General features: G+C 47.2%; 27 protein-coding genes. 11 read left to right on the top strand and 16 right to left on the bottom strand.

Going from position 1 to position 23,097, the window contains the following annotated elements:
• Positions 1–6: 6 nt before the first annotated feature.
• Positions 7–846, top strand: coding sequence for a protein-glutamine gamma-glutamyltransferase (locus BM124_RS06350; protein ID WP_244504253.1), 840 nt, complete (start codon positions 7–9; stop codon positions 844–846).
• Positions 847–858: 12 nt separating this feature from the next.
• Here BM124_RS06350 and BM124_RS06345 read toward each other — a convergent pair whose 3' ends face one another.
• Positions 859–1,056 (bottom strand): hypothetical protein, encoded by a 198-nt coding sequence (locus tag BM124_RS06345; RefSeq protein ID WP_093336119.1) that lies wholly within the window; start codon positions 1,054–1,056, stop codon positions 859–861.
• 137 nt (positions 1,057–1,193) lie between these two features.
• The gene (locus BM124_RS06340) at positions 1,194–3,248 is read right to left on the bottom strand and encodes a catalase (RefSeq protein ID WP_093336118.1); all 2,055 of its coding nucleotides are present in this window, start codon (positions 3,246–3,248) and stop codon (positions 1,194–1,196) included.
• Between the two features lie 186 nt (positions 3,249–3,434).
• On the opposite strand from BM124_RS06340, the gene BM124_RS06335 reads away from it, so the two are divergent.
• Together BM124_RS06335 and BM124_RS06330 are read left to right on the top strand one after the other, a co-directional pair.
• A complete protein-coding gene (locus BM124_RS06335; protein ID WP_093336116.1) occupies positions 3,435–4,184 on the top strand; it encodes a sulfite exporter TauE/SafE family protein in 750 nt (249 codons plus the stop codon).
• A 75-nt stretch (positions 4,185–4,259) separates the two neighbouring features.
• Complete coding sequence (locus BM124_RS06330; protein ID WP_093336115.1) at positions 4,260–5,822, top strand: FAD-dependent oxidoreductase; 1,563 nt, start codon at positions 4,260–4,262, stop codon at positions 5,820–5,822.
• A 17-nt stretch (positions 5,823–5,839) separates the two neighbouring features.
• Here BM124_RS06330 and BM124_RS06325 read toward each other — a convergent pair whose 3' ends face one another.
• Together BM124_RS06325 and BM124_RS06320 are read right to left on the bottom strand one after the other, a co-directional pair.
• A complete protein-coding gene (locus tag BM124_RS06325) occupies positions 5,840–6,694 on the bottom strand; it encodes a CvfB family protein (RefSeq protein WP_093336113.1) in 855 nt (284 codons plus the stop codon).
• A complete protein-coding gene (locus BM124_RS06320) occupies positions 6,691–7,587 on the bottom strand; it encodes a 5'-3' exonuclease (RefSeq protein WP_093336112.1) in 897 nt (298 codons plus the stop codon). Before BM124_RS06320 ends, BM124_RS06325 begins: the two co-directional genes overlap by 4 nt.
• Before the next feature lie 393 nt (positions 7,588–7,980).
• On the opposite strand from BM124_RS06320, the gene BM124_RS18820 reads away from it, so the two are divergent.
• From BM124_RS18820 to BM124_RS06305, 3 genes are all read left to right on the top strand, one after another.
• A complete protein-coding gene (locus tag BM124_RS18820) occupies positions 7,981–8,241 on the top strand; it encodes an HPr family phosphocarrier protein (RefSeq protein WP_170841005.1) in 261 nt (86 codons plus the stop codon).
• Positions 8,242–8,335: 94 nt separating this feature from the next.
• Positions 8,336–8,626, top strand: coding sequence for a hypothetical protein (locus tag BM124_RS06310; RefSeq protein WP_093336109.1), 291 nt, complete (start codon positions 8,336–8,338; stop codon positions 8,624–8,626).
• A 65-nt stretch (positions 8,627–8,691) separates the two neighbouring features.
• Positions 8,692–9,198, top strand: coding sequence for a cupin domain-containing protein (locus BM124_RS06305; protein ID WP_244504252.1), 507 nt, complete (start codon positions 8,692–8,694; stop codon positions 9,196–9,198).
• A gap of 76 nt (positions 9,199–9,274) precedes the next feature.
• On the opposite strand, the gene BM124_RS06300 is transcribed toward BM124_RS06305, so the two are convergent.
• Both BM124_RS06300 and BM124_RS06295 read right to left on the bottom strand, forming a co-directional pair.
• The gene (locus BM124_RS06300; protein ID WP_093336108.1) at positions 9,275–9,430 is read right to left on the bottom strand and encodes an anti-repressor SinI family protein; all 156 of its coding nucleotides are present in this window, start codon (positions 9,428–9,430) and stop codon (positions 9,275–9,277) included.
• Positions 9,431–9,555: 125 nt separating this feature from the next.
• Entirely contained in the window at positions 9,556–10,257 is a 702-nt protein-coding gene (locus tag BM124_RS06295; protein WP_093336106.1) for a response regulator transcription factor, read from the bottom strand.
• Positions 10,258–10,429: 172 nt separating this feature from the next.
• Between BM124_RS06295 and modA the strand changes: the two genes are divergently transcribed.
• Genes modA through mobA form a run of 3 tightly spaced genes read left to right on the top strand, consistent with a single transcriptional unit; the run spans position 10,430 to position 12,471 of the window.
• A complete protein-coding gene (modA, locus tag BM124_RS06290) occupies positions 10,430–11,218 on the top strand; it encodes a molybdate ABC transporter substrate-binding protein (RefSeq protein ID WP_139217074.1) in 789 nt (262 codons plus the stop codon).
• The gene (gene modB / locus BM124_RS06285; protein WP_093336103.1) at positions 11,218–11,880 is read left to right on the top strand and encodes a molybdate ABC transporter permease subunit; all 663 of its coding nucleotides are present in this window, start codon (positions 11,218–11,220) and stop codon (positions 11,878–11,880) included. The genes modA and modB overlap by 1 nt, the downstream gene beginning before the upstream one ends.
• A 12-nt stretch (positions 11,881–11,892) precedes the next feature.
• On the top strand, positions 11,893–12,471 hold the full coding sequence (gene mobA, locus BM124_RS06280; protein WP_093336102.1) for a molybdenum cofactor guanylyltransferase: 579 nt from the start codon (positions 11,893–11,895) through the stop codon (positions 12,469–12,471).
• Here mobA and BM124_RS06275 read toward each other — a convergent pair.
• From BM124_RS06275 to BM124_RS06265, 3 genes are all read right to left on the bottom strand, one after another.
• Entirely contained in the window at positions 12,462–13,268 is an 807-nt protein-coding gene (locus BM124_RS06275) for a uroporphyrinogen-III synthase (protein WP_093336100.1), read from the bottom strand. The two genes, mobA and BM124_RS06275, sit on opposite strands and share 10 nt — an antisense overlap.
• A gap of 135 nt (positions 13,269–13,403) precedes the next feature.
• Entirely contained in the window at positions 13,404–14,816 is a 1,413-nt protein-coding gene (locus tag BM124_RS06270) for an MDR family MFS transporter (protein WP_093336099.1), read from the bottom strand.
• A 19-nt stretch (positions 14,817–14,835) separates the two neighbouring features.
• Positions 14,836–15,717, bottom strand: a complete 882-nt coding sequence (locus BM124_RS06265; RefSeq protein WP_170841004.1) for a TetR/AcrR family transcriptional regulator — start codon at positions 15,715–15,717, stop codon at positions 14,836–14,838.
• A gap of 205 nt (positions 15,718–15,922) precedes the next feature.
• On the opposite strand from BM124_RS06265, the gene BM124_RS06260 reads away from it, so the two are divergent.
• The gene (locus tag BM124_RS06260; protein ID WP_093336095.1) at positions 15,923–17,524 is read left to right on the top strand and encodes an ABC-F family ATP-binding cassette domain-containing protein; all 1,602 of its coding nucleotides are present in this window, start codon (positions 15,923–15,925) and stop codon (positions 17,522–17,524) included.
• A 73-nt stretch (positions 17,525–17,597) separates the two neighbouring features.
• Here the strand turns inward: BM124_RS06260 and BM124_RS06255 are convergent, their stop codons facing one another.
• The 7 genes from BM124_RS06255 to BM124_RS06225 form a co-directional block, all read right to left on the bottom strand.
• The gene (locus BM124_RS06255; protein ID WP_170841003.1) at positions 17,598–18,431 is read right to left on the bottom strand and encodes a S1C family serine protease; all 834 of its coding nucleotides are present in this window, start codon (positions 18,429–18,431) and stop codon (positions 17,598–17,600) included.
• Between the two features lie 246 nt (positions 18,432–18,677).
• A complete protein-coding gene (locus tag BM124_RS06250) occupies positions 18,678–19,070 on the bottom strand; it encodes a hypothetical protein (protein ID WP_093336092.1) in 393 nt (130 codons plus the stop codon).
• A 54-nt stretch (positions 19,071–19,124) separates the two neighbouring features.
• Entirely contained in the window at positions 19,125–19,328 is a 204-nt protein-coding gene (locus BM124_RS06245; RefSeq protein ID WP_093336091.1) for a DUF6501 family protein, read from the bottom strand.
• Positions 19,325–19,768, bottom strand: a complete 444-nt coding sequence (locus BM124_RS06240) for a GNAT family N-acetyltransferase (RefSeq protein ID WP_093336089.1) — start codon at positions 19,766–19,768, stop codon at positions 19,325–19,327. The genes BM124_RS06245 and BM124_RS06240 overlap by 4 nt, the downstream gene beginning before the upstream one ends.
• Positions 19,769–19,863: 95 nt before the next feature.
• Positions 19,864–21,084, bottom strand: a complete 1,221-nt coding sequence (locus BM124_RS06235; RefSeq protein WP_093336088.1) for a NupC/NupG family nucleoside CNT transporter — start codon at positions 21,082–21,084, stop codon at positions 19,864–19,866.
• A 236-nt stretch (positions 21,085–21,320) separates the two neighbouring features.
• Positions 21,321–21,749, bottom strand: a complete 429-nt coding sequence (locus tag BM124_RS06230) for a hypothetical protein (RefSeq protein WP_212634939.1) — start codon at positions 21,747–21,749, stop codon at positions 21,321–21,323.
• Positions 21,750–21,985: 236 nt separating this feature from the next.
• Positions 21,986–22,420, bottom strand: coding sequence for a hypothetical protein (locus BM124_RS06225; RefSeq protein ID WP_093336084.1), 435 nt, complete (start codon positions 22,418–22,420; stop codon positions 21,986–21,988).
• Positions 22,421–22,748: 328 nt separating this feature from the next.
• Here BM124_RS06225 and BM124_RS06220 point away from each other — a divergent pair, with 328 nt between their 5' ends.
• On the top strand, positions 22,749–23,081 hold the full coding sequence (locus tag BM124_RS06220; RefSeq protein WP_342028599.1) for a CHY zinc finger protein: 333 nt from the start codon (positions 22,749–22,751) through the stop codon (positions 23,079–23,081).
• Positions 23,082–23,097: the final 16 nt, after the last annotated feature.

Below are 23,097 nucleotides of genomic sequence, written 5' to 3'. Positions count from 1 at the left end.
ACGTGGTTGCTGTTAATTTCCGGGACTTTGTTTAACCCGCCCTCAGGATGGATGACCGGTGATGTAGAACAACAGATCTTAGAAAGGCTGAAGGATGATCCGGCACGTCATGCTTATGACTCTCCAGAGCAATTACGTTTTGATATACTTTTTCGTAAACACGTGGTAGAAGCAGCGCGGGCGCTTTATCAAAGTGGAGCGTCATTTGAGGTGTTCGCCGGTACACATGCCAATCCCGCGTACTGGACAGTGACAAATGCAGGAGGACTGCGTCTGGGGTATGGTGTCACTCCTGCATGGGCTCTTGAGGATATTTACAAAAACGGAGAATCGTACGGGTTTGAATGTGCGACAGCGGTGATTATCGTGTTCTACTATGCTGCGCTGCGGACGATTGGACGTCATGCCTTTAACCAGTTGTTCCCGAATCTTTATTTATACAGCTGGCATATAGATGAAGATCTGGGCCTGACATCTGTACGTTCCACCTATCTCATTCCAGGAGATGTCGTTTATTTCAATAATCCTGATTTTGATACGGATTCGCCGCAGTGGCGGGGAGAAAATGCTGTCTTACTGATGGATGATCTTTTTTTTGGTCACGGCATCGGCATAACGGGAGCGGAAGAAATCATTCGTGTACTGAATGAACTCCGGCAGCCGGGGAGCCAGCAGAGTGCTTATAGAACGAATGTCGTCACGAGGGCGGACAGCCGACAGTTGTATCAACGATCGCAGCATTTGCGGACGCAGGGAAGCTGGCTGCAGAAATACACCTCGCCAGTTACACAACATAATGAAACGTCGATCTCCCATAAGCGGTATCAATATTACAGCTCGCAATAAAAGGTATCATTATTATTGGTATCGTTTTTCCATAGACACCTGCTTTTCCATGATGTCATACGACTTATCAATGATGTCTGTTAAGACATCTCCTTTGTAGACTTTTCCGTATTTGGTGTGTTTCTGATAATATGCCGTCAGCTCATCCAATTTATCTGCTGTATCTTGTGCCACACGGACGTTAAGCTGGATTCTTTTCTGTTCCTCCATTTGATACACCCTTCTTTGTCGATTCTTGCTATTAATATGCTAGCATCTGCTATCATCATGATAATTTCAGCATATCACATTTTTGACAAAAAAGAACACCACCGATTGGGATGGTGTTCTCTTCCATTCACTTATGGTTAAATGACCTGTCTGTCCCAGAAGCGGTGGGAAGCAACGGCTTCAATAAAGGCCGAGGAGAAAGAATCTATATCTTCCCCTGTTATAACACCGGGTGCGGTGTCGATGCCGGCTTCTTTTATCCAGGACGTTCCTTCGTGGGTGGCGCCGATTGGTTTACAGTGGAAGAATGTCTCATCGATGAAATCTTTGGCTTTCTTCCGGAACGCTTCATCTGTGTTTTGGCCGCCGGCGCAGTACAGCGCATCAAACAACAGCGAATCCGCCGTCAGGAAGGTATGCTGTACTTCAAGTTCAGGGCCGTCGGCCGCTTTACAGGTTCCGAATGTACTGCTGATCACTTCCGGATGAATACCCGCTTTTCTCATATCTGCGATCACCGCGTTGACTTCGCTTCCATTAAATCCTTCTCCGACGATGACGCCGACTTTGCGGGTTTCAGCCTTAAAGGAAGTGTGCTGCTGGCTCAATGCCGGAGAGGACTTGGTGATGCCTGTGCCTGCTCCGCCTTCCACCGGAGGATGGATACCAAGGTTTTCAGCGACCGGCTGTGCGAGGTCAAGGGAGATCTGACGAAGCATGTCCACCACCTGTTTTTGCACGGACACGTTTTCACATTTTCCCAGTTCGAAGCTGTATCCGTCAATGATGTGTTCTTTCTCGACATCACTCATACTGTTCCAGAATAATACGGCCTGGGAGAAATGATCTTTAAAGCTTTCGCTCCGAGCTCTTATCTTATGTCCTTCCACTTTTTCCTGATAGTGAACGTACCCTCCTTCTTCTTCACTTGCCGGTTCCGGTGTGTTGTCGGCGAGAGAGTTTTTGTGGTAGCTCACCTGCCCGTTGTTTATCGTCGAACGGTGCATACCATCCCGCTGGTTGTTATGAAACGGACAGACCGGACGATTGATCGGCAGTTCGTGAAAGTTCGGCCCGCCAAGTCTTGAAATCTGGGTATCTGTATAGGAGAAAAGTCTTCCCTGCAGCAATGGGTCATTGGAGAAATCGATACCCGATACTACGTGCCCGGGATGAAAAGCTGCCTGTTCGGTTTCGGCAAATACGTTATCGACGTTCCGGTTCAGTGTTAATTTGCCGACGATCTGTACCGGCACTTCTTCTTCCGGCCACACTTTTGTCGGATCCAGAATATCAAAATCGAAATCAAATTCCTGATCTTCCCGGATAATCTGAAAACCAAGTTCCCATTCCGGATAATCGCCGTTTTCAATCGCTTCATACAAGTCCCGGCGATGGAAGTCTATATCTTTTCCGGAAAGCTTCTGTGCTTCGTCCCATACGAGCGAATGGACCCCTAGTTTGGGCTTCCAATGGAATTTCACGAAGTGGGCCTGCCCTTTTTCATTGACCAGACGAAACGTGTGGATGCCAAAACCTTCCATCATCCGGAAACTTCGCGGAATACCACGGTCCGACATAGCCCATATTGACATGTGCGCCGCTTCCTGGTTGTTCGCAACAAAATCCCAGAATGTATCGTGCGCCGATCCACCCTGCGGCATTTCGTTATGCGGTTCCGGTTTTACCGCATGAATGAGATCCGGAAATTTCATCGCATCCTGTATGAAAAAAATCGGAATGTTATTCCCTACAAGATCAAAGTTTCCCTCATCCGTGTAAAATTTCGTCGCAAATCCCCGTACGTCCCGGACCGTATCCGGCGATCCTTTTGAACCCTGAACGGTGGAAAAACGGACAAATACCGGCGTTGATTTTTCCGGATTCGTCAGGAAAGCGGCTTTCGTATAGGCTTTCATGGAGTCATCATAGACATGAAATTCACCGTGAGCTGCGTAACCGCGGGCGTGAACAATCCGCTCCGGAATCCGCTCATGATCAAAATGCGTCATCTTCTCACGGAAATGAAAGTCTTCCATCAGTGTCGGTCCGCGTTCACCGGCTTTCAGCGAAAATTCGTCTTCGGATACTTTCTGTCCCTGATTGGTCGTCATCTTTTTGCCCTGATCATTTGTCCGGTAGTGTTCAAGCTGCTCATCTTTGCGATTGCCGTGCCTGCGGTCGTTACTCATTATGTGCAGCCTCCTTGTTTTGAAAGTCTATGCTTATGTACCCGGTGCAGGATGACAGCGAAACAACAGATTTTAAATATTCCAATAATGGAGAGGGTTTTAACATATCTTTTCGTTCCTGTTTCTTCATTTTGCTTTCCGCTCTCTTGCTGCAGTAGTACAATGGATGTTTGAAGGAGGATACATATGTTTGATTTAAGTACCGTTGAACTCGCGATTGTTATCATCTGCGCCCTATTTATCGGCGTTTCCAAAACGGGTCTTCCGACAATGGGGATTTTTGTCGTGGCGCTAATGGCTTCCATCTTTCCGGCTCGGGAATCGCTCGGCATCGTTCTGCCGATGCTGATTACCGCGGATGTGGTAGCGATTTTGTATTACAGACGAAGTGTCAACTGGAGGACATTATTCTCCATATTCCCATGGGTGCTCGGAGGACTCGGTGCGGGATTCGTTATGCTGTTTTATGTACAGGCGAGTCGTCCGATTGAAATTGTACTCGGTATTTTGATTCTCCTCTTGATCAGTCTGCAGCTGTACGGAGACAGGCAGAAGACCTCGTGGGCGGAGAAAATACCACAGTCCACCTGGTTTATCGCGGTCATGGGGACACTCGCCGGGTTTACCACTATGATTGGCAACGCATCCGGCCCTGTGATGGCAATATTCCTGCTGGCACTGGCCCTCCCGAAACAGGAATTCATCGGGACAGGCGCGTGGTTCTTCATATCCGTGAATCTTATTAAAGTGCCTATGTATGCGGCACTTGGACTTATCACGGTAGAGTCACTCACTTTTAACCTTTGGCTCGTGCCGCCTATTCTTATCGGAACGTATCTTGGAATTAAGTTCCTTCCGCTTATTCCGCAGCAGGCTTTTCGTATCATTATCATGATGTTGACGGTATTCGGCGGTATCCGGTTGTTAATTGGTTAAAACATCCGGCCGGTGGCATAAAAGACGCTTATTCCTGCCAAACTAAACACAGTACAGAAACGGGAGGAATAAGATATGTCCACGCAACTGCCCGAACATACTGAGTCTTATTGGAGAGAAACGATCGATATTCCTTCTTTCGGGAAACTGGAAGAGGACACTGCAGCTGATGTGGTGGTCGTCGGAGGCGGAATAACCGGGTTGACGACCGCCTCTCTTTTAGTGAAGGAAGGTCTGGACGTTGTCGTTCTGGAAGCGGACAGGCTGCTGAACGGAACAACCGGACATACCACCGCGAAAATCACCGCCCAGCACGGTCTGATTTATGACGAACTGATCCATCACATGGGAAAAACAAAAGCACGGCTGTACTATGAATCCCAAAACGAGGCCCTGCAGTTTATAAAGCAGAACATGGAAAAGCAGCAGATATCCTGTGATTTTCATACAGAAACGGCGTATCTGTATGCTGAATCGGATCAGGACGCCCGCCGGCTCAAAAAAGAATACGAAGCCTGCCAAACGCTTCATATCCCTGTGGATACGTTAGACACCATCCCGCTTCCATTACAGGTGAAAAGCGCTCTCTCCATGCCCGAGCAGGCCCGGTTTCATCCTTTACAGTACGTGAAGCATCTCATACAGGACATTGTAAAACACGGAGGCCGGATATACGAAGATACGACGGCCGTTAACATTGCCCGTGAAAAACACAAGGAATCTGTACGGACCGAAAATGACTGCCGGGTGACCGTGGATTCTGTTGTCTGCTGCTCCCATTTCCCTTTTTATGAAGGAACCGGTTTTTATTCCGGCCGGATGCACGCGGACCGCTCCTACGTCCTCGCTGTCCAGACCGGCAGCCCTTATCCCGGCGGCATGTATCTCAGCGCCGGAAGTCCCGTACGCTCGCTTCGCTCTGCCTCGATGAACGGACAGGAAATGGTGTTGATCGGCGGCGAAAATCATAAAAGCGGGCAGGGCCGAAACACCCTTGAGCATTACCGGGCCCTCCAGCAATTCGCCGGATCCCTTTTTGATAAAGCAGAAATTCTGTACCGCTGGTCCGCCCAGGATTTAACGACGATGGATAAGGTACCTTACATCGGCGAAGTGACGACCTCCCGCCCCGACGTGTATATCGCGACCGGATTCAACAAATGGGGTATGACCAACAGCACCTGTGCGGCGCTTCTTTTGAAAGATCTTGTACTGAAAAAGGAAAACCCATACAGTGAACTCTATACTCCGGCAAGATTTCATGCCGATCCGAGCATAAAACACTTTTTCAAAGAAAACATGGACGTGGCGAAACATTTAATCAAAGGGAAACTGGAGATGCCCCGCGCCTCCGTGAAAGAGCTGGAATCGGGGGACGCTGCCGTGTTTATGGCGGATGGACAACGTAAAGGAGCTTACAGGGATAAAAATGGGGAGCTATATATCGTGGATACCACATGCACGCATCTTGGGTGCGAAGTGGAATGGAACCACGGAGACCGGACATGGGACTGTCCCTGTCACGGCTCCCGTTTTTCCTGCACCGGTGAAGTGATTGAAGGGCCTGCGGAAAAACCGCTGCAAAAGCATTCGCATACGATGCTCGACAACCTGACAAGTGAGAATTCAGGATACTGAAACGGGGAGTTCGGTGGTTATTCTTTCGTTCGGATGGTTCCGCGCTCCGTTTGTTCGATAAGGTCCTGTTTCAAAAGCCTCCCAACAGCCCGCTTAAACGCTGCTTTACTGATGTGAAAGGTATCTTGTATATCACCGGGACTGCTTTTGTCACTGAAAGGAATTTCTCCACGGTTTCTGGATAAATGCAGCATAATGGCATGGGCATCTTTGTCCATGCTTTCTTCTGCAGGCGGAAACATGGATACATTAATAGTGCCATCCTCTTTCACATCAACCACACGGACGTCAACCTGCTCCCCCATTCTCGGTTCCTGCATACGCTGGCTTGGATGGAGAAACGCGCGGTGTCCGTTTTCGGTCCGTATAAAAGAACCTGCCTTCCCCGCCCGGTATACCCATCCGGTCAGCGTCTGATGGAGGAGGGATGAAAAAGCAGGAACAGCCGCGTCGAGCATCGTCTCTTCTCCGGCGGTTCTAGCGAGAAGCCTTCCTTGTTTATCTGCTGTAAGTGTGACAAACAGCCGATCACCGGGTTTTGGCCATACACTTTCTAGAAACGGCAGATCATCTTTCGGCACGAGAATGTCGTGTGGGAGATCAAGGTTCACAAATACTCCCAGCTCCGGTACCACCTCGGCAGCTTCCGCCCATCCATATGTTTCTGCCGTCACGTCCGGAAGATGCATAGTGGCCACCGCATGTCCCTGTTTATCGGTATAAATGAATACATCCGCTTGTTCGCCGGCAGACAGACTCCGCTCTGCCTGGGAAGCAGGAAGTTCCAGCATAATCCCCTCCACTTCCACGAGATAGCCGCTATGCTGCTCTCTGCTCACATAAGCTGTTGCGATAGTTCCGCGTTTTATCATTGTTCCACCCTGCTTTCTTCATCCGTCTGAAAGGCAGTGTCTATAGAGAGATGGATCCCCATTTGTCTTAGAACATGAAAAACGTGTTCTTTATCTGCCGTCCAGAGGGCTTCATTTTCGTTGTACTTCACCGGCGCATCTCTGCGTATCGCAGCCAGATGACGGGAAAGGTGAAGCATATCCATATGTGTTTCGATTTTGTTTTTGATCCCCTTAGGCAGCTTGTCCATTTGTTCGAGCAGGGAATCGAGGGAACCATATTCGTTCAGAAGTTTCAATGCCGTCTTTTCACCGATTCCTTTAACTCCGGGGTAATTATCGGTGGTGTCCCCCATCAGCGCTTTCATCTCGACAACGCGCCCGGGGCAGTATCCTTTCTCTTCCATTATGTTGTTCTCGTTGAACACGGTGTAATGCCCCTGCCCTTTCTTCATGACAGCGATATCTACATTGGGGGTGATCAGCTGCAGCAGATCCTGATCACCAGTCAGGACGGTCACTTTAGAGGACGGATCGGCCTGCCCGGCAATGGTTCCGATACAGTCATCCGCTTCAAACCAAGGTACGCCGATATTTGGTACATCAAAAGCGGTCATGGCCTCTTTTGCCATATCAAACTGCGGGATCAGCTCTTCCGGCGGATCGGACCGATTCGCTTTATAATCCGGATACAAGGACGTGCGGAAGGTTGTGCTTCCCATATCCCAGCAGCAGATAATGTGACTCGGCCGAAACGCCTCCACCGCTTTCAGAAAATGTTTAAGCATACCGTACACCGCATTGGTCGGCGTGTTTTGATTATTGTACATATAATTGCCGTATACCGAGGTCGCATAAAAACCACGGAATAAAAGAGCCATGCCGTCAATAAGAAGAATGTGGCTGTTTTTCATTTATCTCCTCTCCCAACTCTTTGATCATAGCACATAAAAAAAGGACGGCGCCAAAATAATTCGGTGGATTCCTTTTATTTTCTTTTGTCAGATCAGCTGAAAAGCCGGCGCCCCGCATGAAAAATAATCTTCCCCTTTCCTGTTTTTTATGGCAGATCATTTAACATTAAAGCAGTTAAAAAATGAGCGCTGATATATAATGAAAGGAACAAAAATATGCTTCTTCTTTTTAATTCTAAATGCCGGGTACGCGGCATACCGTTTGTCGTATGCGCGCAAAAAAGGAGGGATTCCCATGTAACGGTCGATACGTGTCCTGCGGTATGTGGTGGTACTTTCCTGAACGCGGAAGGGGCATCCTTCCTGAATATCATACAAAAGAAAGGTGATTCGATGAGTGACAAACTGGAATCCACGGCCACCATTCAACTGGAGGAAAAGACGTATTTCGACAATTTAAAAACAGTTGCGAGCCGGGCGAATCAATATGAAAGTTACATTGTACTGGAATCAGAAAGCAAAACGGTAAACGGCAAAAGCATTTTAGGACTGTCATCCTTTCTGACTCCTTCCGAACATGTAACACTACGGGCCATTGGACACGATTCCAGACAGGCTGTGCAGGATATACAGCATCTATTCAGACGGGTGTGAAACATGAAGAAAAAAAGCAGCTGTCCGGCTGCTTTTTTTCTACTCTGGCGGTGTGGCGCTTCAGCTGTTATGCTGAAGGAAAAGGGGTCGTACCATGAAACGTGAAGATATGGAAGAACAAATCATAGAAAGTTATAAACAGGACGAAAAGATGATGATTCTCGTCTTTGCCCAGTGGTGCGTGAACCATGACCTGGATGCATTCGATCTTTATACAAAGACGTATCCTGACCAGAAAGACAATCCTTTGTTACAGGAAGCGCTCTCGTTAACCGTGCCGAAAGAAGAGTCCGAAACAATTGCTGATGATACGTTATTTGGTGTTCTATCCTTGTATGGCAATGATGATCTCGCTCATACTGTATCCCGGCATACAAAAAAATAACCGGTTTGATGGACGACACAAAAGGAAATAGTCCAGAGTACTCATTGTCAAAAGGAGAGAGAGAAATGAAACATGAAAAAGTAACACCAATGCGGTTTCAGGACGACGGTGAGATACCCAACAATGAAAATCTTCCCGTTATCCTTTACTCTGGTGTATTTGCCGGGAACCCAAATGACATCCGCCCCGCTTTTGAACGCCACAACTGGAGTAATACCTGGGTGGGCGGTGTGTTTGACTATCATCACTATCACAGCAATGCTCACGAAGTTCTTGGCGTGCTGAACGGGCATGTCTCGATTAAAATCGGAGGCAGGGACGGCACAACGTTTGATCTTGAACAAGGAGATGTCATCGTTCTGCCGGCTGGAACCGGCCACAAAGAAATGAGTTCCAGCTTTGAGTTTGAAATCGTCGGCGCCTACCCTTTCGGTATGGAATATAACCTTAAGACCGGCCGGCCGGAAGAACGTCCCGGCGTCTTTGAAGACATAAAAAAAGTCCCCCTCCCGGATCAAGACCCTGTCTACGGGACAGAAGGGCCGATGTTTGAAATGTGGCATATGGAATAAAAAAAGAGAGCAGGCACCGCGCCCTGCTCTTCCTTTTCGAAAGATGGCCTTATGGATACGCTGCCGCGTCCGCAGATCAGCGGGCGGTGGTTTCGCGGCTTCCGCGGCGGGGTGCGCTGTTTTGCTGCAGAAACTGCTGCACTTCTTCTTTGGTGATGCCGGCTTCTTTGGCCGTCTTCATTAATTCCACCCACTCTTCGTCTAAAGGACTATGATATTGTGTTCGACTCATTCCCGTCTCCTCCGTTTCACTCCATCATCCTTCAGATTTTTTCTGTTGTCTCTATTTTTCTACTATTCAGGATAGTAAAGACAGGTTAAAATGAGGTTAAACAAGACGGAAAAATAAAATTATTTTCAGGATAGGTTGGAAAATTTGTATCCGAAGCCGCGGACGGTTTGAATATAGGCAGGTTTGGCAGGGTCTTCTTCAATCTTTTTTCTTAAATTGCTGATATGAACAGAAACGGTTTTCAGGTCACCAAAGCGGTCGGTTCCCCACACATTGTCATACAGCTGTTCCATGCTCAGTACTTGATTGGGATGGCGGGCCAGGACGAGCAGCAGCTGCATTTCTTTGGCGAAAAGATGCAGCGTCTTCCCTTTTTTTCTGAGAGTGAAACTGTTCAAATCAATTTCAAGATCTCCTGCCGTAAGCACGTTTTCCGGCTGGGTATTCTGTGTATCAAGCACATCGTGTCTTCGCAGGTTTGCCTGGATTCTTGCTACAAGTTCTCCCGGGTCAAACGGCTTTGTGATGTAATCATCCGCCCCTGTGTCCAGCCCCTGGATTTTATCCTCAAATTCTCTTTTCGCGCTCAGAAACAATATAGGTGTCTCTTGATCGTACTCCCGCAGATCCGCGCAGATTTCGATGCCGCTTTTGCCGGGGAGCATGATATCAAGAAGAATTAAATCCGGCTTTGTCTGCTTCACAGCGTCCAACACATCGTTTCCATCAACAATGGTCACCACATCGTACCGCTTGTTCAGGTACATGGTAATTAAGCGGCGGATATCCTCTTCATCCTCTACAATAAGTATCTTTTTTTTCACCATGTCGTCCCCTCCGTTCTTTCTTGTTTCTATTTTACAGCATGGTGGTTGTGATTGAGAATCATAGGAATCATATAGCAGCACCTTACATGTGGAAAAAGGGTTGAAAGATAGAAAGAGTTATGATTAGATGTAGAGCAATATAAAGAGACCAAATGGAAAGTAGGTACGAGTTTTGACTGATTCAATGATGCGCTGGAAATTAATGATGCTGACCGCCTTTCTGTTTCTGCTGCTTTCCGCCTGTCAAAATGGCGGACAGGATAAGACCGAGCTGGTCGTAGCGGCCGCAAGCAGCCTGCAGGACGTCATGGACGACGCAGAAAAAGCGTTTACGGACGAGCACCCTGATACAAAAATAACGCTGAACTACGGGGCATCCGGATCCCTCCAGCAGCAGATCGCCCAGGGAGCTCCGGTGGATGTGTTCATTTCCGCGTCCGATGATCGGGTAGAAAGGTTGATTCGAAGCGGGCAGATGACCCGGGAAGATACCGAAAATATTCTGAGAAACCGGATTGTTCTAATCACACCGGCTCGTTCCGATTCTTCCATCACAAATTTGGAGGATGCTGTAAACAGCAGATGGACCATAACAGCAGGAGTTCCGGCAAGTGTACCGGCCGGGCGTTACGCCAAAGAAGCGTTGGAATATTACGGATATTGGAACAATGTGCAGGATCATCTCGTGCAGGCGAAAAATGTACGGCAGGTACTGACCTACGTGGAAAACAAGAATGCAGATGCCGGCTTTGTATATAAAACGGACGCCATGGTTTCCGACGACGTGCAGATCGTACAGCAAATAGAACAAAGAGCCCACTCCCCGATCGTTTATCCGGCAGGCATCATATCAGACTCCCAGCATAAACAGGCAGCTGGAGAGTTTCTTGAATTTCTGACCGGCAAAAAGATGGCCGGTATTGCCTCAGAGTACGGTTTTGAAACGGAGACGAATAAATAATGACAGACATCAGTGCTTTTTTCGACCCCGTACTGCTCTCCCTTCAGACCGCTGCCGCCGCCCTTGTTGTAGTCTTTATAGGCGGAACGGCTGCGGCAGGCTTTATGAAAAGAAGACCATTTTTCGGTAAAACCTTTGTAGAAACGATATTCCTGCTGCCAACCGTTCTCCCCCCAACCGTCACCGGATTTCTGCTTATTGTCATATTTGGAAATCAGCATATTATCGGTCGGCTGCTTGAGCGTATTTTTCAACAGTCGCTTATGTTCACGTGGTGGGCTGCCGTGCTCGCTGCGGCAGTCGTTGCGTTCCCATTTATGTATCAGTCGGTGAAAACCGGCCTGCAGCAGGTGGACGAAAATATTGAACACGCAGCCCGCACGGACGGTGCCGGGGAATGGAAAGTGTTTCTGTTCATCTCTCTTCCTTTAAGTTCGCGTGCCGTTATTTCCGGAGTCATTCTCAGTTTCACGAGAGCCCTCGGTGAATTCGGGGCGACATTCATGTTTGCCGGGAACCTTCCCGGTGTGACCCGGACTGTCCCCATTGCCGTATTTACCGCGATGGAATCCAATCAAATGCAGCTTGCCTGGGCCTGGGCGGCCTCGGTTGTGGTCCTTTCGTTTTCTCTGTTATTTCTGCTGCGGAAATGGAGCATATAAGGAGGTGGCGCGATGAATACAGCCGGTGTTGTATTATGCGGGGGAAAGTCGTCCCGTTACGGCGCGCAAAAGATATTTGAAACATACGAAGGCTCCTTTCTTTATGAACGAAGTCTTCAGGCCTTTACTTCAGAAGGACTCCCTTCGTATCTATTAACAAACGCGGAACTCTCGGTTCATTTCAGGGAACCTGAGGATCGTATCCTCGTTGAAGGACAATCCTATCAGGGCCCTTTATACGCGCTTCAAAGCGCCATGACACTGCTGCCAGCAAGCGGGGCAGTATTTCTGCTTCCGGCGGATGTGCCCCGGGTCCATGCCGCCTTCACAGCCCGGATGATGAAACACGCGTCTTCCATTCTAACGCAAAAAGATGCGCTGATTCCGGTGTCACAAGACCGCATCCATCCTGTCCACGGGGTGTACCACCGGCGCGTTCTGCCATGCACGGAGCAGCTGCTGGCCGAAGGAGAACAAAGCATGCGGGCGCTGCTCAATCGCATTGATCCTTTCTATCTGTCGTTTTCCGAAGGTGATCCTGCTTTTATCAATATCAACCGCTTCACTGATTGGAGCCGGCTTCAGGAATAGAAGGCTCCCAGTTCCATCATCATGGCTCCCATACGCTCGGGTTCCGGAACAATCATTCTTGTTACTCCTTCTTCTTCTAATGCTTCTGCGGTTACCTTTCCGACAGCCGCCGCCAGAATGGTTTTGCTGAACCCATCCATCAGCTCTTTTTTCTTTCCTTCTTTTTCAGCGTACCGGAACAAGGAATGGACCTGCATCTGGGTGGTGAAACAGACGGCATCATATTCTCCGGCAAGGAGTTCATTCAGGGCTGCGCGGAGAACGTTATCCTTCGGTGCGGCATGCTTATAAGGGTACAGCTCCTCCACGGATGCGGCTCCTCTGTCGTACAAAAAAGCATTCAGTTTTGGCGCTTGAATACCGTGGAGCTGAACCGCTACCTTCTTTTGGCTGAAATCTTTAGAGGCCAGCACACGAATCAGTCCGTCTATGGTGCCGTCATCATCTCTTACATCCGGAACAAGTTCCATTTGTTTCAGGGAAGCGGCGGTTTTGTATCCCCGTGCTCCTACACTGGCGCGTTTGACAGAAGTAATAAATGCTTCTCTGCTTCCTGTCTTTTCCGCCCATTCCAGCAGACTTGCCGTCCCCATTCCCGTCATAAAAATGTACCAGTCCGGTTCCCGGTCGATTACATGCTGCAGAGCGTTCTTCACTTCTTCTTCCGCTGGAAACGTGGTGCCCTGCAGGGAATGCACAAAGGCCTCCCCTCCCTGCTTTTCAATCAATGTCGTCATCTCCTCTGTCTTTCTTGAAGCGGCGATCATAACCTTTTTACCTGTCAGTCTGCCTGTCATTTTATCTCCTCCCCTCCTTCGTATTTTACCATGTCTCTCTCCATTGTCGGAGGTATAATATAAAAAGCAGGAGGCCGGTTCTGTTGTAAAGACCGGCCTCCTGCTTTTATCAGAAATACTGAAACAGGGGCTGCGTTATTTTGCAGCTGTTTTGTGTTTAATGAAGAAACTTAGAATAAACCCAAGGGCGCCAAGGACTGAAGCTACCCAGAAGGCAACGTTGACTCCGTGAATAAGACCTGCCATTTCCGGGGCACCTCCGTCCGGATTCAGAGCGGTCGTTGTCATCACGGTAACAAGCAGAGCGGTACCAATCGAGCCGGCCACCTGTCTCAGAGTATTGTTCATCGCCGTTCCATGTGGAATAAGCTCTCTTGGGAGAACGTTCAGACCGGCGGTTGTTACAGGCATCATAACCATTGCTACACCAAACATTCTCATGGCGTAGAATGTGGTCATATACGCAAACGAAGTTTCGGTGGACAAAACGGTGTACATGACGTTGGAAAACGTAACGAGAAATAAACCGGTAATCGCAAGCCATTTTGCTCCCACTTTGTCAAAAATACGCCCGGTGATCGGAGACATCAAGCCCATTAACGCAGCTCCGGGAAGCATCATTAATCCTGATTCGGTTGCAGTGAAGTCGCGGTAGTTCTGCATGTAGATCGGCAGTACGGTAGCTGCGCCGATCATGGCCATAAAGACAAGCATTCCGACTGCTGTCGTCAAAGTAAACATCTTATAGCGAAGAACCCTGATTTCAAGGATTGGTTCTTTTAGCTTCAGCTGTCTGGAGCCGAAAATGATTAACGTAATGATGCCGACGGTCATGGAAAGAATAACCGGAACACTCGCCCAGCCGGTATTACCTGCAGTACTGAAACCGTACAGAATACCGCCGAACCCAAGGGTGGACCATATAATGGAAGGCACATCCACTTTCGGAAAATGGCGTTCTGTTACGTTTTTCAAAATGAAATACGCAGCAATAATATCGATCACGGCAATCGGAAATACGACAAAGAACAAGTATCTCCAGTGGAAGTGGTCAACCAGCACTCCGGATAACGTAGGGCCGATGGCTGGTGCGAACGCGATAACAAGCCCTAGAAAGCCCATGGCCTGCCCTCTTTTTTCCACCGGGAAAATAAGCAGGACAACCGTCTGCATCAACGGCATCATAATACCTGCGGCAGAGGCCTGTACAATCCGTCCCACCATTAAAAGAGGGAAGTTCGGTGCAATGCCGCAGATCAATGTGCCAACAGCAAAAGTAGAAATAGCCGTAATAAAAAGCTTCCTTGTTGTAAATGTTTCAATTAAAAACGCGGTAATTGGAATCATGATTCCGTTTACGAGCATAAATATGGTCGTGAGCCACTGGGCCGTGCTTTCCGATATATTCAGATCGTTCATGATCGGCGGAATGGCAGTGGCCAGGAGAGTCTGGTTCAAAATAGCTACGAAAGCCCCAACCAGAAGAACGGCCATAATCGGAATTTTTCTCATACCTTGTTGACTGTTTTCTTCGTTTTGATTCGCCATACTATCTTCCTTCTTTTCTTTAATTTTGTTCTGAGTGGTACCATTCTTTCAGGGTTTCCACTGTCTCCTTCAGTTCAGGACGCGTTAAAAAGCCGAAAAGAGCGTTTATAAGAAACGAACGGGGTTCGGTTTTTTTCCATTCTTCCTCGAGAAGATGCACAGCATCCGTCAGTTCCTGTTTGACGGCGCTGCTCTCTGATAATGCAGCAATTTGTTCGCGGATAGCAGTCAGCTGTTCCTCACGCTTTTCTTCGGTTGTTTTTCTGTCCGGCTGCTTTGCCATCTGTTCGTAATCGCTCATCCAGTCATCGGTTAAAATGGGGTCGAGATGGCTTCCGTGTTTCACCAGAACATCCAGTTTTGAAATGATACGGCCGGCAAACATTTCCGGATCGGCAGAGAAATTGTGCTCTTTCAGAATCGTAATATATTCTTTCATTGCTCCCTGCAGAAACAGCACATGATCCCATATCTGTGGCCGGATCGATTCGCCGTACACTTTTAGAAGCCACTCTTTATGCAGATTGATCATCGCTGCCCTGGTCCGCTTCATAAGCGGCATCAGTTTTTTGTGTTCCTGGACGGATACCACCTTCTGAAGAAGAAGGAAAAATTCCCTGTTGTCAGCCATTCCCTCCAGTTCCATGCTGATCATTTTGATTAACTGATTCTTCAATGAAAGACTCTCGTCCATATGAAGATGCTCCGCTTTTTTTAGAATCTGCTGGTGGTTGTAACGGAAAGATTCAATCAATAGATCTTCTTTAGAGGCAAAATAGTTGTAAAAGCTCCCTTTCGACATTCCGCAGGAGGTGACGATTTCCTGAACGGACGTGTAAAAATAACCTTTTTCCGAAAACATCTGCAACGCTGTCTTTATAATGGTTTCATGCTTATCCATCGGCATACTGCTTCCTTTCATATTGTACTGACCAAAAAGTCATTTAAGTACTGATCAGTTCAACAACCTACTATATTCTATAGGTCATCCCTCCCCATGTCAAAAGATGAGATTGAAAAAAAGAAACGGATTCCCTTCACCCTTCGTATGAACCGGTGAGAATGTGTTATCATGACAATTAGTTTAATGAAAAGGATGAATGCTGATGATTAGCTGCCAGAATGTAGAGCTCCGTTTTGGAGATAAAAAACTGTTTGAAGACGTTAATATTAAGTTTACGCCGGGGAACTGTTACGGCATTATAGGCGCAAACGGTGCCGGGAAATCGACTTTCCTTAAGATCCTGTCCGGTGAAATTGACTCCACGGCCGGACACGTGCAGATGGAAAACGGAAAGCGGCTCGCCGTATTGAAACAGGACCAATTTGCTTATGAGTCGGAACGGGTGATGGATGTTGTCATCATGGGACACGCCCGCCTTCATGAAGTGATGCAGGAAAAAGACGCCATTTACATGAAACCGGATTTTTCCGATGAAGATGGAATGAAAGCGGCCGAGCTTGAAGGCGAATTCGCCGAACTCGGCGGTTATGAAGCCGAAACAGAAGCCGCACAGCTCCTGCGCGGTCTCGGCGTAGACGAAGAGCTGCATGATAAAAAAATGTCAGAGCTGGTCGGCTCTGAAAAAGTGAAAGTTCTGCTCGCTCAGGCGCTTTTTGGTTCTCCGGACATTCTCCTGCTCGACGAGCCGACCAACAACCTTGACATCGCAGCCGTGCAGTGGCTGGAAGAGTTCCTGATCAACTTTGAGAACACGGTCATTGTCGTTTCCCACGACCGTCACTTTCTAAACCAGGTCTGCACACATATTGCCGATATTGATTACGGCAAAATTGAACTCTATGTCGGTAACTATGACTTCTGGTACGAATCCAGTCAACTTGCTCAGAAGATGGCCAGAGAAGAAAACAAGAAAAAAGAAGAGAAAATCAAAGAACTGAAAGAATTCATTGAACGTTTCAGTGCGAACAAGTCAAAATCCAGGCAGGCTACCTCGAGAAAGAAAATGCTCGATAACATCTCCCTCGATGACATTAAGCCTTCCTCGAGGCGCTATCCGTTTATTCAATTTAAGCCCGACCGCGAACTGGGGAAAGACTTGCTGGTCGTAGAAAACCTGAGTAAAACGATTGACGGGGTCAAGGTTCTGGACAATGTAAGTTTCACACTGCGGGGAAATGAAAAAGCCGCTTTCGTCGGAGATCAGGAAATAGCAAAAACGACGCTGTTTAAAATCATTTCCGGCGAAATGGAGCCGGACAGCGGTTCTTATAAATGGGGACTCACGACATCGATTTCCTACTTCCCGAAAGACAATTCGGAGTACTTCGATGGTGTCGATTTGAATCTGGCCGACTGGCTCCGTCAGTATTCCCCGAATGACCAGACGGAAACATTTATCCGTGGTTTTCTCGGCAGAATGCTCTTCTCCGGAGAGGAAGTATTCAAGAAAGCGAAGGTATTATCCGGCGGGGAAAAAGTACGCTGCATGCTATCCAGAATGATGCTGAGCGGAGCCAATGTTCTCATCATGGATGAGCCGACGAACCATTTGGATCTCGAATCCATTACGGCGCTGAACAACGGGTTGATCAACTTCAACGGTGCGGTGCTTTTTTCTTCCCACGACCATGAATTCATCCAGACGATTGCCAACCGGATTATTGAATTCACTCCGGATGGCGTGATTGATAAGCAGACAACGTATGATGAATATATTGAAGACCAGAAACTTCAGAAGAAATAACGAACGAATGAATGTAAAAAGGCTGCCGGACCCTGATTCAGGGGCCGGCAGCCTTTTTACATGTCTTCTTTGCTTACTTCAGATATTCGTTGTGTTCATCCAGAAAGGCTTGTACTTCTTCTGCGGGAACCGCAAGACCAATTGTTTCCTGATCGGCACCGGCCCCGGTTTTCTTGGCATATACCACACCACTGACCTTTCCCTCTTCCGTGATAACAGGGCTGCCGCTGTTTCCCTGATAAATAGGAGCAGATAACCCCATTGCATCACTTCCGGTTTCCTGCCGGTTCAGCACCTTTCCTTCATTTGCAATCTTAGTGAACGACAGAGGATTTCCTATAACATAAATATGATCTCCCGGTGTATCGTTTTTTTTCTGCAGTGGGAGCGGGGAAAATCCACTTCCCTCCATATCGAGAAGCGCAAGATCCTTCTCTGCGTCAGCCGCCAGAAGTTCTCCCTCATATATTTCCCCGTCCTCGGCACTTACCGCGATCGCATCCTGGTTTTCGATCACATGGTGATTGGTCAATGCCAGACCGTCCTCAGAAATAAAAAAGCCTGTTCCCTGCGTTCGAAGGTACTTTCCATCTCCTTGCACGGTAACAACAGATTCTTTCCAATCCTGAATCTGCTCATCCTGGGAGAGCCGGTAAGACGTCTGCAGGAAGCTGAATACATCAAGACGGAATGTATCAAACAACATCGAGGACGTCTGAAAAATGAGCATGGCCGCAATAATAAAAGCGGTCCATTTGACCCCTCTATGTTTTTTTCTTTGTTTTCGTTTATCTTTTGTACGTCGTTTCGGTTCTTCGTCGAGAGCTTCCTGGAATTCTTCATAGGAAAGATCTTCATATGCTTCATCATGCATCTCTTCCAACGAATCTTTATGCCTTTTTTTCATGCCATTCTCCTTTGTATTTCTCCCCCTTCTACTATACAACATATCAGGCCTTCCAGGCACGGGTCTTCATTCTTTATATCAATATAATATACTCTATTTCACCTTATTATCCCAAAATAACACTTTGTATAAAAAAGTGTCCTCTGTGAAAACACAAAAATGTGAAACACCTGATATGAAAGGATTTAATGCAGCAAAAAAAGAAGCCGTCCTGCTGGAAACAGGACGGCTTCTACTCTACTCTTTTCAAATTGTTTTTCTGATAGAAGGAAACGATTGGTCGAGCTTCTGAAGAATATACTGAATGACAGCGTAGTTTTTGCCCCAGTCACCGGATTTTTTTTGGATGGATGACACAATATCAACCGCTGTTTCATTGGGACCGACCTGTACGATCGTGATGATGACATCAAACCGGTCTCTGCCTTCAGCAGCTTCGAGAAAAAGCTCCCCCCGCTCCTGATCGGCTTTTATCACTTTGCTGATTTTCCCGCTCGTTTCCGGCAGCTGCTCCAGGTTGCGGAACACTCTCGTGAAACCGGCGGCGTAGTACCTTGTTTTCAAACCCTGATGCTTCGGTTCTTCGGATGTTTCTTCTCTCGGTTTGAAGATTCTGCTGATTTTGTACCAGAGACTCATCGACATCAACCTTTTGTATATAAGATTCGTTCAAAACATCCTATGTTTATCGTTTCAGAGTTCTTCAAAATAGTATTTTTCAAATCCTCCAATTTTTCCGGTGTCGTCGATGATGAAATAAAACTCTTCTGTTTCATTTTTGACATCATATACTTCTCCCGGAGTCAAGACATTATTCACCTGATATTTTTTGGCGTTCACGTGCCTGCACTTCAACTGCTTTATCGTTTCTGTTTCTGTCCAGTTTAGATGAATCACTGCTTTTGTCCCTCCTTTTCATCCAAGAGCGGCGAAGAAAACACATAACTTTTCCTGCTGTACTGCATCTTATCTTCATAAAAGGAATGAGCCAGCGTCCGCTCGAGCCCCGAAGATAATGCGACAAGCTCCGCCCCCTGTGATTCAGCAAACGATTCGATATCCGACAGAGCCTTTCTGCCGATACCTTGTGACCGCTTTCGTTCATCTGTGACAAAATCGTCGAGCCACATATGAAAGCCGTTATACAAATTCTCCTGAAATCGGAGTCCCGCTGCTGCCGTGATTGACTTTCCTTCTTTCCATGCAAACAGACGATACCCTTCTTTCTGCATCCGTCGGACCGCTCTTATGTATTCTTCTTCATGCAGCCTGGGCCGCAGCTGCTGGATAAGAAAGAAAACCCGGCGCACCTCTGCTTCATCAAAAAGCTCTTCCAAGAATCGTTCCTCCAGTCGATTTTCTCAAAGCATATCAGGAAATGACTCTTTTGGCAAGAAAAGCAGCGCTCTCATGGAGGCGCTGCTTCAATATTTTATGAGACGACAAACATACCGGCAATGGCAGCACTGAGAAGGGATGTAAGAGCGCCCGCCAGTACTGCTTTAAGTCCCATTTGGGCGAGTTCATTCCGCCGTTCCGGAACGAGGGACCCAAACCCGCCGAGAATGATCGCCATCGAAGAAAGGTTTGCAAAACCACATAAAGCAAACGTGATCACGACCTGTGACTTCTGTGTAAATGATTCTATTTGCGGGGCGAAGTTCGCGTAGGCTACGAATTCGTTCACCACCAGTTTCGTTCCGATAAGACTTCCCGCCTGCAGTGCTTCTCCCCATGGCACGCCGATCATAAAGGCAACCGGAGCAAAGATATAGCCGAGAATCATTTCAAGCGTCAAGTTGTCAATATTAACCGCGCTTCCAAGCAGGCCTACGATCAAATTGATAACAGCTATCAGACCGATGAAAGCAAGCAGCATTGCGCCGACATTCAACGCGAGCTGAACACCGGTGGAAGCACCGCGGGCTGCGGCATCAATGACATTTTGGGACTCTGTGTCTTTTTCAATCTTGATGGTATCACTTGTGGCTGACACTTCTGTTTCAGGCATTATGATTTTTGCCATGATCAGTCCGCCCGGTGCCGCCATAAAACTTGCGGCGAGAAGGCTGTCGAGCGGTATGCCGAGCGCGTAATAACCGAACAGCGTAGAACCGGCAACGGAGGCCAGTCCGCCTGTCATGACTGCAAAAAACTCGGAACGGGTCATGTCGGCAAGGTACGGACGTACAACGAGCGGCGCTTCGGTCTGGCCGACGAAAATATTGGCAGACGCAGACATAGTTTCTGCTTTACTCGTTCCAAGAATATAAGATAGGAATCCGCCGATAATTTTAATTAGAATCTGCATAACACCGATGTAATAAAGAACGGCAATCAGTGCAGAGAAGAAAATAATGATAGGAAGTACTTCGAAAGCAAACACATTCCCGAGACTTTCGGCAGTGGCCACTTGGCCGAAAAGAAATTCGATCCCCTCAGTGGAACTGTTAATAACAGCCTGCACCCCTCTGGTCAATCCTTCGAGTGCCTTTTGCCCCTGTTCCCACTGCAGTACGATGAAAGCAAACAGCAGCTGAAAAGCCAGTCCACCGAGAATGGTCCGTGGACTAATTGATTTTTTACGCTCGGAGAAAAGGAATGCCAGAAACAATATGAAAGCAATACCCATGAGTCCCCATAAAAAATTCATTGTGTCACCCCTCTTTTATATTATCCTATCCCGCAAAAGGGAAGCGCTTTCCCCATTTTTTGAAAGGACATAGATAACTTATCAAATTTCCCCGAAAAAGTAAATAATATATAGGAAAAAGGAATGGCATAAAACCTCTCCATTCAAATGAATAAATGAGCAAAACGAAGGAGGTGGCGGCAATTTTTCATGTATTCGTAAAAAAACCTCTGATACTATCAGAGGCGGGGTATTTCTTATTCGACACTCAAGCGGAGATCCGGCAGGTTGTTCAGGATAAACTGAGCCTTATCGGAATCGGATTTTACTGCAAACTGTCTGTAATATTTTAAAGCTGTTTCAAAATGAGCCGGCATTTTCTCATATTCTTCCAAAACCCTGTCAAACGCATTGTAGGCAAGCATCAATGACGATACAAGATCGGTGAATGGGAGAATATACGACATGGAATCATGATGAGGGGCTGTGCAGAGAGTCATCTGCTCCACCTGCTCATCAAAAAACGAAGCGGCTTCTTCAATATAGGGGCGGTACAGCGGATGAACACCGCGTGCGGCTTCTTTAAAAAATCCGCGCCACTCCCGGCAGAAACTGATCATATAGGGAAGGTCGTTCTTGCTGACGGTCAGATCAAACCCGGCTTGTCTGATTCTATCCATACTCATGGGTTCAAGTGTTTCATTATTTATTCCTAAATAGAAAAATTTACGACGATACGCTTTCATTCCGCACCCCGTCTTTCGATTTTTGTCTAAAAACATAGTTTGAATTATTGTAACATGTATAAAAACACTTCTCTACTCTTTTGATAAAAAAGAAAAAGTGTTCCAAGCTCTGGACAACCGTCTTTACTTCATAAAAAATAAGCGCACCCATAAAGGGTGACGCATGGTTTAGATTATTAAAGGCATGCCCAGCGGCGCACATCACTGACAAGTTCCATTATTTCACTGTTTTTGAACTCAAGATGCTTTAGTTCAGAAACATAAAGATAAAGAACAATGGTATCCCGGTCTCTGTTATCAATGATCTCGACCGAACTGATGCCTTCGTTTTCCCCGGTGATCGGCAGAGCGGTTCTCTGGCTTAACTCCGCTTCGGTTACTTTACCCCGCGGAACATCCAGAACAACTTTCAAGTGGTCTTCCATATCATCGCAGATCATACCCCACCGTTTACCAAACCATGCGCGGCATCCCGTTGTGCTTATCAAAGTATAACCATAAGGAGGAGTCGGTACAAATTTTGTACTTGCCCATCCTCTAAGCTCCATAGCACTGCAGAGCTCCCTTGCTTTTGTACGTACGAGCGTTTCCTGATTCTCTTTAACAGGCATCGTATCCCTCCTTAAATATTGCGTTACAACGGATATATCTGGATTCCGGACAGGCATCTTGAAAATTCTGAACAATAGACCGCATCTGTACTATAGCACAAGTGAGAAACATTGTCGATTAATTGAACAAAAATTCTAACTTTTGTCACACATCAAAGAGGTAAAAGTGTCTACAATCACATATTAATTCACGGAATCCAGTGTGTCAATTACTTTTTTATTCAACAATCTGATGAAAAGAACAGACGGGATTGTCTATTATGCCTATTTATATTACCCTGATTTTACATCGTTAAACCTTTTATTATTCTGCACCAGGAGGATGTTTATGAAGATCATGATAAAAGATAACGTCGTTTACGGAGTTGATATGGATCATGAAACAAGGTGCGCCCATTATCACGAGCATCACGATGTGATTGCAATTAAGTGTTACTGCTGTAAGTCGTATTACTGCTGTTATGAATGCCACAAAGAGCTGTGCCACGCACCACCAAAGACATGGCCGCAGGAGGAGTTCCATAAGGAAGCTGTGCTGTGTGGAACATGTGCCGCCCGTCTTTCGATACATGACTATTTAAAAAGCGGCTATCAGTGCCCTTCCTGCAGTGCACCTTTCAACCCCGGCTGCCGTCTTCATTATTCCCTGTATTTTCAGTAATGCTTCACAAAAATCC

This window comes from Salibacterium halotolerans, from assembly GCF_900115625.1.
GTDB lineage: Bacteria > Bacillota > Bacilli > Bacillales > Marinococcaceae > Salibacterium > Salibacterium halotolerans.
This window is presented reverse-complemented; position numbering and strand designations above follow the sequence as displayed.

Excerpts from the sequence above, each read along its gene's own strand:
- BM124_RS06260 (WP_093336095.1), top strand. The coding sequence starts at position 15,923 with ATGATTAGCTGCCAGAATGTAGAGCTCCGTTTTGGAGATAAAAAACTG.
- BM124_RS06340 (WP_093336118.1), bottom strand. The coding sequence starts at position 3,248 with ATGAGTAACGACCGCAGGCACGGCAATCGCAAAGATGAGCAGCTTGAA.
- BM124_RS06330 (WP_093336115.1), top strand. The coding sequence starts at position 4,260 with ATGTCCACGCAACTGCCCGAACATACTGAGTCTTATTGGAGAGAAACG.
- BM124_RS06230 (WP_212634939.1), bottom strand. The coding sequence starts at position 21,749 with ATGAGTATGGATAGAATCAGACAAGCCGGGTTTGATCTGACCGTCAGC.
- BM124_RS06275 (WP_093336100.1), bottom strand. The coding sequence starts at position 13,268 with ATGACAGGCAGACTGACAGGTAAAAAGGTTATGATCGCCGCTTCAAGA.
- BM124_RS06220 (WP_342028599.1), top strand. The coding sequence starts at position 22,749 with ATGAAGATCATGATAAAAGATAACGTCGTTTACGGAGTTGATATGGAT.
- BM124_RS06250 (WP_093336092.1), bottom strand. The coding sequence starts at position 19,070 with ATGAGTCTCTGGTACAAAATCAGCAGAATCTTCAAACCGAGAGAAGAA.
- modB (WP_093336103.1), top strand. The coding sequence starts at position 11,218 with ATGACAGACATCAGTGCTTTTTTCGACCCCGTACTGCTCTCCCTTCAG.
- BM124_RS06300 (WP_093336108.1), bottom strand. The coding sequence starts at position 9,430 with ATGAGTCGAACACAATATCATAGTCCTTTAGACGAAGAGTGGGTGGAA.
- BM124_RS18820 (WP_170841005.1), top strand. The coding sequence starts at position 7,981 with ATGAGTGACAAACTGGAATCCACGGCCACCATTCAACTGGAGGAAAAG.
- BM124_RS06335 (WP_093336116.1), top strand. The coding sequence starts at position 3,435 with ATGTTTGATTTAAGTACCGTTGAACTCGCGATTGTTATCATCTGCGCC.
- BM124_RS06270 (WP_093336099.1), bottom strand. The coding sequence starts at position 14,816 with ATGGCGAATCAAAACGAAGAAAACAGTCAACAAGGTATGAGAAAAATT.
- BM124_RS06305 (WP_244504252.1), top strand. The coding sequence starts at position 8,692 with ATGAAACATGAAAAAGTAACACCAATGCGGTTTCAGGACGACGGTGAG.
- BM124_RS06235 (WP_093336088.1), bottom strand. The coding sequence starts at position 21,084 with ATGAATTTTTTATGGGGACTCATGGGTATTGCTTTCATATTGTTTCTG.
- BM124_RS06255 (WP_170841003.1), bottom strand. The coding sequence starts at position 18,431 with ATGAAAAAAAGGCATAAAGATTCGTTGGAAGAGATGCATGATGAAGCA.
- BM124_RS06345 (WP_093336119.1), bottom strand. The coding sequence starts at position 1,056 with ATGGAGGAACAGAAAAGAATCCAGCTTAACGTCCGTGTGGCACAAGAT.
- mobA (WP_093336102.1), top strand. The coding sequence starts at position 11,893 with ATGAATACAGCCGGTGTTGTATTATGCGGGGGAAAGTCGTCCCGTTAC.
- BM124_RS06320 (WP_093336112.1), bottom strand. The coding sequence starts at position 7,587 with ATGAAAAACAGCCACATTCTTCTTATTGACGGCATGGCTCTTTTATTC.
- BM124_RS06225 (WP_093336084.1), bottom strand. The coding sequence starts at position 22,420 with ATGCCTGTTAAAGAGAATCAGGAAACGCTCGTACGTACAAAAGCAAGG.
- BM124_RS06325 (WP_093336113.1), bottom strand. The coding sequence starts at position 6,694 with ATGATAAAACGCGGAACTATCGCAACAGCTTATGTGAGCAGAGAGCAG.
- BM124_RS06265 (WP_170841004.1), bottom strand. The coding sequence starts at position 15,717 with ATGGATAAGCATGAAACCATTATAAAGACAGCGTTGCAGATGTTTTCG.
- BM124_RS06295 (WP_093336106.1), bottom strand. The coding sequence starts at position 10,257 with ATGGTGAAAAAAAAGATACTTATTGTAGAGGATGAAGAGGATATCCGC.
- BM124_RS06310 (WP_093336109.1), top strand. The coding sequence starts at position 8,336 with ATGAAACGTGAAGATATGGAAGAACAAATCATAGAAAGTTATAAACAG.